Origin of the sequence: Paenibacillus phytorum, assembly GCF_013141715.1 — a bacterium.
GTDB classification, from domain to species: Bacteria; Bacillota; Bacilli; order Paenibacillales; family NBRC-103111; genus Paenibacillus_E; species Paenibacillus_E phytorum.
Map to the genome: position 1 here is coordinate 21,520 of NZ_WHOA01000243.1, position 14,258 is coordinate 35,777.

General features: G+C 45.4%; 12 protein-coding genes. 9 read left to right on the forward strand and 3 right to left on the reverse strand.

The genetic code is table 11. From position 1 onward, the window contains the following. Window positions 1–4 precede the first annotated feature (4 nt). On the reverse strand, window positions 5–874 hold the full coding sequence (locus tag GC098_RS36150) for a helix-turn-helix domain-containing protein (RefSeq protein WP_246359153.1): 870 nt from the start codon (window positions 872–874) through the stop codon (window positions 5–7). Between the two features lie 198 nt (window positions 875–1,072). Here GC098_RS36150 and GC098_RS36155 point away from each other — a divergent pair, with 198 nt between their 5' ends. From GC098_RS36155 to GC098_RS36185, 7 genes are all read left to right on the forward strand, one after another. After that, window positions 1,073–3,526, forward strand: coding sequence for a glycoside hydrolase family 2 TIM barrel-domain containing protein (locus GC098_RS36155; protein WP_312880564.1), 2,454 nt, complete (start codon window positions 1,073–1,075; stop codon window positions 3,524–3,526). A gap of 70 nt (window positions 3,527–3,596) precedes the next feature. Continuing rightward, window positions 3,597–4,706, forward strand: coding sequence for a glycoside hydrolase family 88 protein (locus GC098_RS36160; RefSeq protein WP_171649203.1), 1,110 nt, complete (start codon window positions 3,597–3,599; stop codon window positions 4,704–4,706). A gap of 110 nt (window positions 4,707–4,816) precedes the next feature. After that, window positions 4,817–5,938 (forward strand): alginate lyase family protein, encoded by a 1,122-nt coding sequence (locus GC098_RS36165; protein WP_246359154.1) that lies wholly within the window; start codon window positions 4,817–4,819, stop codon window positions 5,936–5,938. Between the two features lie 262 nt (window positions 5,939–6,200). Continuing rightward, complete coding sequence (locus tag GC098_RS40560; RefSeq protein ID WP_246359155.1) at window positions 6,201–7,838, forward strand: discoidin domain-containing protein; 1,638 nt, start codon at window positions 6,201–6,203, stop codon at window positions 7,836–7,838. Window positions 7,839–7,925: 87 nt separating this feature from the next. Then, on the forward strand, window positions 7,926–8,489 hold the full coding sequence (locus tag GC098_RS40565; RefSeq protein ID WP_246359156.1) for a polysaccharide lyase domain-containing protein: 564 nt from the start codon (window positions 7,926–7,928) through the stop codon (window positions 8,487–8,489). Between the two features lie 753 nt (window positions 8,490–9,242). Further along, window positions 9,243–9,494, forward strand: coding sequence for a transporter suffix domain-containing protein (locus GC098_RS36180; protein WP_246321092.1), 252 nt, complete (start codon window positions 9,243–9,245; stop codon window positions 9,492–9,494). Between the two features lie 83 nt (window positions 9,495–9,577). Beyond that, window positions 9,578–9,874: a DUF6509 family protein gene (locus GC098_RS36185; RefSeq protein ID WP_171649171.1), complete on the forward strand. Its 297-nt coding sequence runs from the start codon at window positions 9,578–9,580 to the stop codon at window positions 9,872–9,874. Window positions 9,875–10,141: 267 nt separating this feature from the next. Here GC098_RS36185 and GC098_RS36190 read toward each other — a convergent pair whose 3' ends face one another. Continuing rightward, window positions 10,142–11,083 (reverse strand): aldo/keto reductase family protein, encoded by a 942-nt coding sequence (locus GC098_RS36190; RefSeq protein ID WP_171649172.1) that lies wholly within the window; start codon window positions 11,081–11,083, stop codon window positions 10,142–10,144. A 228-nt stretch (window positions 11,084–11,311) separates the two neighbouring features. On the opposite strand from GC098_RS36190, the gene GC098_RS36195 reads away from it, so the two are divergent. After that, on the forward strand, window positions 11,312–11,665 hold the full coding sequence (locus GC098_RS36195) for a DUF1304 domain-containing protein (protein ID WP_171649173.1): 354 nt from the start codon (window positions 11,312–11,314) through the stop codon (window positions 11,663–11,665). A gap of 109 nt (window positions 11,666–11,774) precedes the next feature. On the opposite strand, the gene GC098_RS36200 is transcribed toward GC098_RS36195, so the two are convergent. Beyond that, window positions 11,775–12,911: a GGDEF domain-containing protein gene (locus GC098_RS36200; protein WP_171649174.1), complete on the reverse strand. Its 1,137-nt coding sequence runs from the start codon at window positions 12,909–12,911 to the stop codon at window positions 11,775–11,777. 172 nt (window positions 12,912–13,083) lie between these two features. Here GC098_RS36200 and GC098_RS36205 point away from each other — a divergent pair, with 172 nt between their 5' ends. Further along, entirely contained in the window at window positions 13,084–14,253 is a 1,170-nt protein-coding gene (locus GC098_RS36205; RefSeq protein WP_171649175.1) for a glycosyltransferase family 4 protein, read from the forward strand. Window positions 14,254–14,258: the final 5 nt, after the last annotated feature.

The window sequence follows — 14,258 nt, forward strand, 5'->3', positions numbered from 1 at the left end:
TCTTTCATGGCTGGTCTGACGTACTTTTAAACTGATAGGGGGTCAATCCCACGTGTTTCTTAAACATTTGGCAAAAATAAGAGAAGTTCCCCAGACCTACAGCCTGCCCGATTCCCTGTATAGAGATGTCACTTGTTTTAAGCAATAAGCAGGCTTGACGAATGCGTCTAGCAGTCAAATATTCGGTAATGCTGCTGCCTACGATTTGCTTAAAGACAGCTGATATGTGATTTGGCGATAAATGAATGGCCTGTGCAAGTTGATTAAGCTCAAATGGCTCCATGTAATGGAGTTCAATCCATTCCATGACCTTCTCAGCAATGGATGAGGACTTTACTTTGGAATTGCGCTCAGTGGATAGGTTGTAGCCGGTTAATGGATAGGAAGTTTTCAAATGATGCATCAGGTTGGTCAAGAAGAACAATTGCTCTTCCAGCAAATGTTCCGGTTTGGCATGCTCAATTGTTTGATGGTGCGCTTGAAGCAAGTTATGCAGAGCCTCTGTGTCTAGTCCGCTGATCTTTTGAATAGACAAGGGGTCTTTCCAAAACTTCTGGAAAAATTCACGTGTGGAAGGGAACGCTGCCAAACAGCCATCAAGCAGTGCAGGTTCGAATAAGAAAAAAGATCGGATGTACGCTTGGTGGGTTAGTTCGTTCATACGAATCCGATGAAGCTGGAAAGGTCTGAAGTAAAAGAGCATACCAGGAGCCAGGTCGAAAATTTGTTGTTCCACAATGACTGTACCGGTACCTTCGTGGACGATAAGGATTTCCATACCTTGATGTGCGTGATAGATTTCAGCAAATGCATTTGTCCGATTTCGGTAAAATTGAAGATGTGCAGGGTGTTGATTAAGGTTCAAGTAATTCATTACCTTCATGGTCCGAATGACTCCCCTCTTCTCAAATCTGTTAAATCATAATACAACAACATTTTATCATAAGAGCACTACACTCTGTTCGATTGATTTTTGCTATACTGAGGGCAAGAATTTCGGTGGGAGTGATAGACATTGCTTGGTCAACGGTTGAATCAGAATTGGGAGCATTACTGTGGGAGTCTAGGAGGCGTGTGGGAGGTATGGCGGGGCGATAAGCTCCAAAATCACTATAATGTCCCATGGAAGCAAGTAGAGCTTCCGCATTCTTACAATGCTTTGGATACGATGGACCCAGACAGTAAGTACTATCAAGGTCAGGGCTGGTATCGTACAAAGCTGGAGGTAAACAATCCGTATCCGAACGGTCGAACGCTCTTGCACTTCGAAGGAGCTGGACAGCGTTCTAGCGTATTTGTTTATACCGAGCAGGTGGGAGAACACCTTGGGGGTTACGATGAATTCACGGTTGATATAACGGAAGCAGCCGAACGAGCGCGGAAAATTGAACGCTATGAGGGTAAAGTTCCCGTAGCCGTCTTGTGCGATAACAGCCGTGAGCTTGAGACGATTCCGTCAGATGCTAGTGATTTCCACCTATATGGCGGTGTATATCGCTATCTGAATCTGGTCTATGTGCCAGCGATGTCGCTAGAGAAAGTACATATAGAGACCGACACGCAAGCCTTGCAAAAGTCGATGGTAACCGGCTCGGATTCGATATCCTCCTGTACGGTGAAAGTTCGCGCTGCGCTAAATAATCCGAAGGGCTTGAACGAAAACCTGCAATTGACGATCCAATTAACGGACCCAACGGGCAAAGTGATAGCGGTTTCAAATGTGAGCTCAATGCCGTGGGAAGGTGATAAGGAGCTAACCGTGTTCGAGCTTGATACACCTCAGCTCTGGTCGACGGATCAACCTGTCTTGTATGGTTGTAAGGTGACACTTTCGAGTGTCCATGGAGAGACTACGGTTAACGAGAAATTCGGAGTTCGTTTCTTTGAGTTCATGAAACAAGGTCCTTTCAAGCTTAATGGTGAGCGGTTATTGCTTCGCGGTACACATCGACATGAGGATCATGCCGGTGTTGGGCCTGCGATGACAGAAGAAATGATTCGTGAAGAAATGCGATTGATTAAGAGCATGGGCGCTAACTTTATTCGGCTGGGGCATTACCAGCAATCGAGAATTGTACTGAATCTTTGCGATGAGCTCGGCATATTGGTTTGGGAGGAAATCCCTTGGTGCCGTGGAGGGTTAGGGGGCGAAGCTTACCGGCAGCAATGTCGCGATATGCTAAGCGCGATGATCTCTCAGCATTACAATCATCCGTCCGTGATTCTTTGGGGGCTTGGCAATGAAAATGATTGGGAATGCGATTTTGATTATTTTGATCAGGAAGAAATCCGTGGCTTTATGAAAGAGCTTCATGACCTGTCACACCAGTTGGATGCATGGCGTCTGATAGCGATACGGCGATGTGAGTTTTGCAAAGATATTATTGATGTCTACTCGCCATCCATTTGGGCAGGGTGGTATCGAGGTATATACACAGACTACGAGAAAAGCTCCAGGATGGCCTTTGAACAGGTAGACTCCTTTTTCCATATGGAATGGGGGGCTGATAATTTGCCAACTCGGCATGTGGAGAAAACATACACCGGTTTCGAGTATATCCCTCGCGGAAACGGAGCTACCGAAGAGCGAGATGGGGATTATTTACTGACAGGAGGCGAAACGCGTGTCTCTCGTGATGGGGATTGGTCGGAGACCTACTTCTGTGAAATGATCGATTGGTATTTAAAATGCCAAGAGGGGATGGATTGGCTGACAGGTGCAGCACAATGGTCCTTCAAGGATTTCGCCACGCCAGTCCGCCCGGATTCACCGATTCCATATCTGAATATGAAGGGAATCGTTGAACGTGATTTGACGAAGAAGGAAGCTTTTTATGTATTCCAATCTTATTGGTCTAAAGAACCTATGGTGCGTATCTACGGTCACACGATGCCAGTCCGTTGGGGGGCTGAGGATGAGCAGAAGTGCCTAAAGGTTTATTCCAACTGCTCTAAGGCGGAGCTTTTCCTTAATGGGGTTAGTTTAGGCGTGAAACAGCGAGATTCCAAAGATTTTCCATGTGCGGGTCTGCGTTGGAACACTGCCTTCAATCCTGGCATGAACCATGTGCAGGTCATCGCAGAGAAGGAAGGCATCATCGTGAAAGATGAGCTGACTTTCAACTACCAGACAGAGACATGGGGGGAGCCGACGGAGCTTCAGCTTACGTCAGTGAAGCAGGACGATGGTCGTATCTATGTGGAAGCGCGTATGTTTGACGAGAAGGGTGTTTTTTGTCCAGATGCTTCTCATTTCATTCGTTTCGGACTTAGCGGCGATGGCAAACTGCTTGATGGTCTTGGCACGATCCATGGCTCGCGGCTTGTACAGCTGGCAACTGGACGTGCGGGGATTTATATCGACCCGCGGGGGGGGAGTGCAGCAGCTATCGATGAGACCGCGTTCATCTCTGCGGGCGGACCAGCCATGGCTGCTTTCAAAGCAGGTAAGGTAGCTCATCTACCGACTTCGGTAGTTAGCGCGAAGTGTGAAGGTTTGGCAACTGCTTTTATCACTTTACAATAAAACCAAAGGAGCGAATCGAATGGAAAACAAGACAACGATTCAAGCTGACAAGTGGAAGAACGCGGCAAGCATGAAGGAGGCACTACCACTCGTATGGGAGGCGCTGCAGGTAAAAGTAGATAGAATGATCGAGCAGCTAGGGGATAAATCTCCGCATGTGGCTAAGGAAGACGGTATCTACGATGACATGCGGCACGATTGGTGGACATCCGGTTTTTGGCCAGGCATCCTGTGGATAATGCACGAAATGACCGGCAAGGAGCATTACAAAAAAGCGGCTTGGAGCTGGGACGAGAAGTTTGAAAAGAAGATGATCGAGGCTAACAACTACCATCATGATGTAGGCTTTCAATTCCTGCCCACGGCGATTATCAAATACAAGCTGACAGGCGATCAGGACGGCAAGCGCCGGGGGCTGTTCGCGGCAAACTTCTTAACGGGACGCTTCAATCTGGCAGGTCAGTTTCTGAGAGCTTGGAATCAAGAAAAAATCGGATGGTCTATCGTAGATTCGTCTATGAACTTGTCTCTATTGTTTTGGGCTGCACAAGAGTCTGCTGATCCGCGATTTGAGCATGTAGGCAAGGCGCATGCAGATACGGTGGTGGAACACTTTATCCGAGAAGATGGATCTGTGAATCACATTCTTAGCTTTGACCCTAGGTCGGGTGAACTCATCGAATCTCTTGGCGGGCAGGGGGCAGGACCTCAATCCTCCTGGAGCCGTGGGCAAGCATGGGCGCTGCATGGTATGGCCAACACGTACCGTTACACAGGAGATACCAAATATCTCCATGCGGCTAGACGCGTAGCGCACTATTTCCTTGCTTGCTTGCCAGAGGATCATGTAGCGCATTGGGATTTCCGCGCAGACGAATCATTGGAGGGTCTCCCGCGCGACACATCTGCGGCAACCTGCGCTGCGTCTGGTTTGCTTGAGCTGGCTGATGCACTCCCATCCGTAGAGGGCGCACTTTATCGGCGGGCAGCTGAACGGATTCTGCTTTCCTTGACCCAGAACTATGCGACATGGGATCAACCGGAGCATGAGGCGATCCTACGTGGCGGAACTGGCAATTTACCCGCTGGGCAGAACATTGATGTTTCCTTGATCTATGGAGACTATTACTATGTTGAGGCTATTGCAAAACTGCTAGGCTGGAAGAATCGTATTTTCTAGCAAACAGGCCTGTGACCTGCTGATTTCATTATGGAATTAGCAAGTCATAGGCCAATTGCTTTTACAAATGTTGCATCGTAGAAGGATATTAGTTTGCAGGGAGGGGCCTAATGATGGAGATCTTAAAGTTAAACAAGGAACAATGGAAAGATTACTTTGATATGGACAGAATTCTCCATGATGCGGAGGATTCGCTTCACGCTCCGGTGATACATATAACAGATCATATTGCTCCTGGAAGTCCTGGAGGCTTGCATGATTATTATTCGAATGGAGACTACTGGTGGCCGAATCCGGATACGATGGACGGACTTCCGTATATTCGCCGCGATGGTGAAAGTAATCCTGGCAATTTCGATCACCATCGGAGCACGCTGCGGCTTATGAGGTCGCATGTGGTCAGGTTGGCTTCGGCCTATCGGATTACGGAGGACGAACGGTATGCGGCAAAAGCGATACAGCTTTTGAAGGGGTTTTTCTTGGATGAACAGACCCGAATGAATCCGCATCTGCTGTACGCCCAAGCGATTCCTGGCGTATGCGAGGGAAGGGGAATCGGGATTATCGATACACTCCACTTGATCGACGTTACGGTTGCCGTAAATGCTTTACAATCGGCATTATCTGTGGAGGAATCGACAAGGTTGGGCCTCGTGGATTGGTTCTCCAGTTATTTGAATTGGATAAGCACGCACCATCAAGGTATTGAGGAAAGGGACGCGTCCAATAATCATGGGATCTGCTGGTTTGTGCAAGCAGCGGCATTTGGAAGGATGACTGGAAATCAACAAATGCTTGCTTATTGCCGGGAACAATTCAAGACCCGCCTGCTGGCTGAACAAATGGATCAGAACGGCAGTTTGCCGAGGGAATTGGCGCGAACTAAGCCTTACGCTTATTCCATCTTCGCATTGGATAATCTGGTCACTCTCTGCCATATTCTTTCGACTCCGAACGATAACCTATGGGATTATCAATTACCCGATGGAAGGGGAATTCGGAAGGGAATCGATTTTCTGACACCCTATTTGATGAATAAAGCTGCATGGCCTTATAGACATGATGTGGAGTGCTTTGAAGAGTGGCCTGTCGGGATATCATTTCTATTATTCGCGGGGCTTGCTTACGAATCTGATGATTTGCTGAAGCTGTGGCACGAGCTTGATAAAAGCCCGACGAGTTCAGAGGTGCGTCGAAATATGGCCATCCGACAACCGCTGCTTTGGTTATAAGAATGTGGGGGCAAGGCCGCGAAGGGATGTCTGGTAACTGAGGACACTCCCTTTTTTACGTTTACATCCATATTTGAATAGCCAGATTAGGTAATGAGGGTGTGGAGTTTCGATTTTAAAGATGAAATTACGATTATGAAGATTTATTATCTCCATGATTTATTTAAAATTGAGGGAGAGTGCGCACTCGACGACAATGAAAGGAGTTTAAAGGTTAATAGCGATTGATTGATGAGGAAATGAAATCAAAGGAGATGTATGAATGGGAAAAAGAAAAAAAGCAGGTATTGTCATGTTATTGGTTAGTTTGTTTCTTGCCATGATCCCTTTTTCAGGTTATGCGGCGGACGCTAAATTGTCGGTCGCGACATCTGGCGTGACGGCGAGTGCGGATGATGGGAACGTACCTGCCAATACGGTGGACGGAAACTTAACGACCCGTTGGTCTGCAAGTGGTGACGGACAATGGATCAATTTCGATTTGGGCTCCGTTAAAAAAGTATCTTTCCTTAAAATCGCTTTTCTAAATGGGGATACGAGAACATCCAATTTTGATATTCAAGTATCTACGGATAATGTTACTTTTACAACGGTTCAGGCTAACGTGACGAGCAGTTTGAATACAAGCCTGCAGATTTTTGATTTTCCGGATGCAGACCCCGTCCGTTATGTGCGGATTGTTGGACATGGCAACTCTGTCAACGCATGGAATAGTTACACAGAGGTTGAAATTTACGGAGACATTTCTGTAAGCGCTTCCGTAGACGCGAAGTTCTCCGTCCCCGGGTCTTCCGTGACCGCTAGCGCGGATGATGGGAATGTGCCTGCTAACACGGTGGATGGAAGCTTAACCACACGCTGGTCTGCTAACGGCAATGGGCAATGGATCAAGTACGATTTGGGTTCCAGTGTCAAGGTCGCCTTCATTAAGATCGCATTTTTAAGCGGGGATACAAGAACTTCCAGCTTTGATATTCAAACATCCACCGATAACGTGAATTTCACAACGGTTCAGTCCAACGTGACCAGCAGTTTGAATACAAGCTTACAGACATTTGACTTCCCAGATGTAACGCCAGTCCGTTATGTGCGAATTGTTGGACATGGCAACTCCGTCAACGCATGGAACAGTTATAATGAGGTAGAAATCTATGGTACTGTTCCAGTTACACCTGGTGTCCCTGTTTCCACATCCGGAGAGTTAGCTTCGGCTTTAAGCAATGCGAGTGCGGGTACGACAATCATACTCGCTAATGGGACCTACTCACAAACAGGCCCCTTCGTCTTGAGCAACAAAAACGGCACAGCGAGCAGCCCCATCACGATCAAGGCGGCTAATCAAGGGCAGGCAATTATTTCTGGCGGGGCGTCTCTCCAAATTCAAAACTCGTCCAATGTCGTTATCGAGGGGCTTAAATTTACAAACTTAGGAAATACAGCTCTTCTCTTAGATGGATCCAATAATATTCGAGTTACTCGAAATCAATTTGCACTACAAGCAACCGGAGGAACCCTAATCTGGCTTCAGGTTAGCGGTGTCAATAGTCATCATAATCGAATCGACCATAATGACTTTGGTCCCAAGAGCGACATGGACCCTCTTATTGCCTATCAAGGCGATAATAACGGGAACATTTCTCAGTATGACGTCATCGAATATAATTACTTTCATGATGTGGGGCCATGGGTTGCTAATGGCAAAGAAACGATACGACTTGGATTATCGGGAATCTCCTTGTCTAATGGGTTTAATACCATACAGTACAATCTATTTGAGAATTGCGATGGCGAACCCGAGATCGTTTCGGTGAAAAGCAGTAATAACACGGTTCGTTACAATACCTTTAAGACATCCAAAGGAGGACTAACATCAAGACATGGGCATAACAACTCATTTTAAGGAAACTTCTTCCTTGGCGATGGTGTAGAAACGGAAGAAGCGGGCATCCGTATTTATGGCAACGACCATAAGATATACAACAATTACATGGAGAATCTTACGGCTAACGCCATTATTCTTGACAATGGTAATTACGATGGAGGTACGAGTGGGTATCCCTCCAATCCAACGGCTGATGACTTGAGAGCGCAGTGGAAAATTTACAGAGCGCAAGTCGTCAACAATACGATTGTTAACAGCACGACGGGAATTGTTGTTGGTTCCAGTAAAACGTATGCTACTCAAGACAGTAGAGTGGCTAATAATATCGTGAAAAATTCCACGGGCACTCTCTATGATGAAGTTGTGACGACCAACACCATATTCGAAGGGAATATTGGGTTTGGCAGTACAGTAAGCAATAATAGTTCGAGGACGGCTGCCCAAATTTGGGGAATAAATCCATTGCTTACAACTGTAAACGGGTTGCAAAAATTGTCTTCAGGCAGTCCGGCAATCAACGCTGCAGTGGGAACCTACACCTATGTGTCAGAGGATATGGATGGGGAAGCACGCTCCACCACTGATATTGGAGCAGATGAACGGTCTTCAACCACGTCCTTTGGGAAACATCCGTTGGTGGTAACAGAGGTTGGACCGAATGCGCCTTAGGTAACGAATAGATCGTTTACCGATCTGGCTTAAATTAAGATCGCATCAGCTTATGGCTGTGCGGTCTTTTTTCCAGTCCCCTAACCGTAAACCGTTCAACCGTCTGTTGATTCTCCATATAGCCGCTTCTTCTCCAAGTAGCCAAACAATTAATGTTCACCCACCTGTGAACATATTTTTGATTTTCTACCTGCCCTCGCACTCAACTTTCTACAATAAACACCGTTAAAGGAGCACGTCCATCTCATGGCACAATCACAGGCAAGCCGCACCCTTAGTTCTTCTATGAGCATCCCAAATTCAACCCGCGCACGGTCTCACCAGATTTTCGCGGAACGAGGAGCCTCTATTTCCCGCTTTCGAAACCGGTAAAACGCCAAAATGGCGCCCCCACGTTCCGTTTACCGGCCCAGAGTCGGCATAATCACCGAAATAGCGGCTGCTCGTTCCCTATGATCCGCAGATTAGCAGCTTATATGTCCGAAATCACTCCACAGAGTTGGATTCGACCAGCTGTATACCAGTATTTGAACAGATTTCTATTTACCTGCCATCGCACCAAACTTTCTGCTATACACTCCGATAACAGAGCACGTCACATGGTTTACGACAGGTCAATCAACTATGTTAAACCACCTGTGAACATTATCTTGATTATCTACCAGCTCTAAGTACTTTTCCAATAAAACTTGATAATGTTGGAAAAGGCAAGTAGAGTTGTAGGGTAGAAGTTGATAGTAGGGGGTTGTTTTTTTGAAAAAACTGGGTATTGCAATGCTAGTCGTCTCTGCGATAGCTCTTTTGTCGGCATTTACGATTCCATTCTTCGTTCATACCGGAGGTGGGATTGCTCGTTGGATAGCTGGTCTTCTCATCGTTAGCGAGATTGCGTTCTGGACAGGCGGCATCATTCTTGGTAAAGAAGTGGCGAGAAAATATAGACGGTACTTAAATCCTAAAAACTGGTCGCGAAAACAGCATAAGTCGAGTAACGATGGAGAATAAAAGAAAAGATACTTCCGCGAAAGTTTAGTTTTTTTCTTATTTTCAGGTATACTATAACCTGCAGATGAAAAAGGGGTGGTCCAATGTTTACAATGACAAGTTACACTGTGGAATTAGTGAAAGATCCATTTAAGATATTGACGGGGCAGCGATATGAGTTTCTCATTGATATTGAAGTTGAGGAAGATGACGAATTATACTCGGAAAGCGGATTATATATCAGAGCGATCTATAACGTGGAAGAGGAAAAGTCTGGAATTATGAAATCCGAGCTTTACGAGAAAACGACACAACTCTATCTAGATTTTGATCTAGAGGATGATGAAGTTGCCGCAGTAGAAGCGTTTTGCAAAGAGCACGTTCATGAAGGAAATGAATAAGTAAGTGAACAGCCATTCGAGATGCATGCATCTTGGATGGCTGTTTTTCATCCTATTGAATCAAGTATCAACATGGGCAACTTCACCTCTTCAAACAGATTTTCCCAATGGTTCAACTATTATTCACCCAGAATGATCTGTTTAGCGCCGTGTGTATGGCACCGTTCAAATCTTTAGGGCTCATTGTTTCCAAAATAGCATCCGAACATAAAAAGAAAAACCCCTCACGTAGTAAGGGATTTTCATCAAACTAATCAGGTGTACTTCTTATCCTTGAAGGATCTCTTCCACCTTTTGTAGCACATCTTCCGTCAAGCGGATGCCGCTTGCTGCGCAGTTTTCAACGACTTGCTCAGGGCGGCTAGCGCCAACGAGGGCACTTGCTACATTGTTTTGTCTGAGAATCCAAGCAATGGCCAGCTGAGAGACCTTGATGCCAAGCTCATCGGCGATTCCAGATAATTGTGCCACTTTGTTCAATGAAGCTTCGTTTAATTGCTTGTCGCTCCAATTCTTGCTGCTTGCTCGGCTATCAGCTGCGATGGGTTGTCCTGCACGATATTTGCCTGTAAGAAGCCCCTGTGCAAGCGGCGAGAAGACAACTTGACCGAATCCCTTAGCCTCGCCAAGTGGGATAATTTCTTTTTCGATGTAGCGATTGAATAGGTTGTAGATCGGTTGATTGACAATGAGCTTATCTAACAGAAGCTTGTCTGCGATTGCGTAAGCTTCAACAATCTGAGCTGGCGTCCATTCGCTGACACCGATGTAGAGCACCTTGCCTTGTGTGACTAAATCGTCCAATGCGCGCAAAGTTTCTTCTAGCGGAGTTTCAGGGTCATAACGGTGGCAATAGTAAATATCAATGTAATCCGCATTCAGTCGACGTAGACTGGCTTCGGCCTGTTCTTTAATATGCTTGCGGGATAAACCGCGATCATTAGGACCATCGCCCATCGTATTAAAAACTTTTGTGGCTAGAACATAGGATTCCCGTGGATAGGAAGAGAGTGCTTTGCCCATCACTTTTTCTGCTTCACCACGTTCGTATACGTTAGCTGTATCAAAGAAATTAACTCCCAAATCATAAGCTTGTTCAATCGAACGGACGGCAGGATCATCCCCGACGTAACCGCCGTATGTGAGCCAACTGCCAAGACTGATTTCACTGACTTTGAGACCGCTGTTACCGAGTTTGCGATATTGCATGATTGTTAACCTCCTAGTGCAATGTGGGATAAGTACTATCTATTAGTATAAAGACATTCCCTGGTTTATGTAAGAACTGACAAATAGGTGATTTAGTTACCTGGAGGTGTGACGCTTACTTCGAGGTAAGTATAAACGTGATCGGGAATGAAGGGAGATAAAGACAATCTGCTCTGTAGCCAAGCGCCATCTTTTAACGTAAAATGACTGTGAAAGGAGGAGGTATTCATGTTAGCTTCCCTATTTGTTGGTATCGTAGCCATAGAGCATATCTACATTCTAATTTTGGAAATGTTTTTATGGACGACACCTCGCGGTTTGAAAGCATTCGGCATGACGAAGGAACAAGCCCAGGAAACCAAATCTCTTGCTGCTAATCAAGGCTTATACAATGGATTTCTTGCTGCTGGTCTTATTTGGGGGCTCGTTCATCCTGATGCATCTATTGGTCGTTCCATTGAGATCTTCTTCTTAATCTGTGTCATTATTGCTGCTTTGTATGGCGGGGTAACAGCGAAAAAGTCAATTTTACTGGTACAGGGGTTGCCTGCTGTTATCGCTCTTCTTTTTGTCCTTTTGTAAGATTACAACACGACATAAGCAAACAGTCATCCACAAGACTTACATAAGCAAGGATTTTTAGCCATAAATAAGGGAAGTCCCTATAGCTGCCGGGGACTTCCCTTATTTATTAGGCATACCTTACTACCTTATTTTTGCCGCTCGTTTTTGCTCGATACATGGCTTCATCTGCCTGTTTGATGAGCTCCTCGGCACTCAGGCCGTTCTTATACTTGCTGTAGCCGATACTTGCGGTTACAATCGTCTCCTTTTCGATACGACTGCGAACACGTTCTGCAAACGCATCCATTTTGACACTAGGATCTGTGACCATGACGACCATCTCTTCTCCACCGTACCTGCCTGCAATGCCGCACTCCTCGGCTTCTTCTTTCATAATCAGCGCAACCTGCTTGAGCACATCGTCACCCATCTGATGACCTTGGGTATCATTTAGCTTCTTGAAATTATCAATGTCGCTAAACAGTATGTACACGGGCAAATGCCGCCCAACATATTGGGTAACGCGATTATAGAAAAATTTGCGATTATATAGACGGGTAAGCCCGTCCGTTATGGATGAATTGTAAATGGCCTGCATAAGCTCTACGACACGTTCAAATAACAGCATAAACAATAAAAAATAATAAATAATTGGTAAGACATTAGCTGCTATGGATAATAACGGTTGAACATTCCCATACATATAGGCATTTACAAGGTGGACGGATTGAATGAAAAAGTAAACCGTCAATGCCATTTGATATTTGACCTGTTGGCCAATGTACGGAGGGATCGTATAGAAACAAAGAAAGATCAGGACAAATACATAGAGCTCGAGACCAATATCCTGAAGCAATCTAACTTGCTCATGGGTGCCGTTATACATATTTGGCACACTGAAATGAAGGATAGAAACAACTAAACCCATAATCATTAAGCCATAGAAGAAGATGTACTGTTTACGATTCGTGCGATTGTATAACTGATAGATCCCCATATTAATAAGGATGAAGGAAATTATTTTAAGCATTAGCAGCATGTAGGCGGTTAAACTAGTATCTATGCCGCTAAGTGTTAAATATAACTGGAGAATGTAATGAATGCCTACGATAACTAGTGAAATGGTCATCGACATGTAGCCTTTTTTGCGACGGTCTAGAAATAATCGAAGAGAGATCACGAACATAAGGGCAACAATGACAACGATAATGGCATTCGATAATAATGAAGCTAAATCACCGAAAAGCAGATCAACAACGTTCATACTTTCCTCCAAAATCCCCTGTTTTTCGACATGTAATGACTCTATTATAAAGGAAAATACGAGAGAGGGATAGAATCGATTGTAAAGGCTCGAAGGTGTTCTCTTTTCTATTCGGCACACACAAGTTACAATAAGAAGGTAAGCTCAAGGATTTGGGAGAGGGGCTCATGCAATGAACATCTTGCAAGCATTGTTTTTCCCCCCGGAACAGCCGGGTGGGGTGTCATCCATGGTTCCCTATATATTGGACCGTTTTAATAAAAAAGGCTGGGAAATGGAATTATTTTCGCTACCTAAGCGGATTCGTGGCAAGGGTACTGAGGAAGTGGAGTTCGTCACTTTTGATTGGCGGAAGTATGCCGGAAACCCGATCGTTGATAAATACATTCAGACGTACAAGGATTATGTTTGGTGGACGAAGCTGAGAATTTCCAAGAAGTATGATATCATCCATGCCCACCATCCGATTGCGGCACTTGCCATGAAGCAGATTTATCCGGAAACACCCGTCATCTTGACCATTCACTCCAGTTTTGAGAGAGAGCTTATTTTGAATGGACGCATTCAGGAGAATGGCGTGGAGCATCAATTCCTAACTCAAATTTACGGGGAGCTTGAAGCAAGAGTCGATCAGATGATCACGGTCTCTAACTCGTTCAAGCAATATATGGCGGAATATGTACAGGATAGTGAACGGATTGGCGTTATTCCAAATGGTTTTGATGAAAAGCGTTTTCGTCCGATTTCACATGAAAATCCAGTTACGCAGTTCATAACCGTTTGCCGTTTAGTGCCTGCCAAAGGGCTCGATACGCTGCTGATTGCTTGCGGAGAGCTGAAAAAACGCGGTCATCCCTTCGTTTTACATATTATAGGTGATGGACCAAGCCGAGAAGAACTTGAGAAGCTGGCGATTCAGCATAATATTTATGAAGAAACGATTTTCTACGGCTATATGCTGCATCCAGAAGAGTTTATGCCGTTCTTCGATGTATTTGTTCTGCCATCGCGAGCAGAGGCATTCGGCTCTGTATTTGCGGAGGCAGCACTATGCTGGTTAGCGCTAATCGGAACCGACGTCGGAGGGATTGCTGAGCAAATCGAACATGGACATAACGGCTTGCTTGTGCCGGTTGGTGATGCGATGGCGCTTAGCCATGCTTTGGAAAAAGTTGTCATTGATCCGACTTTCCGCTACAATTTGGCACGAACTGCTTGGGAAAAGGCGAAGAAAACCTACTCATTGAATCGCGTACTGCGGCAGCTGAAAAGTGTGTATGAAAGTTATCAAGTCGCTGTACAACCAAATGACGATGATAGTGCGGATAGTGAAAAAAGCTGAATAGG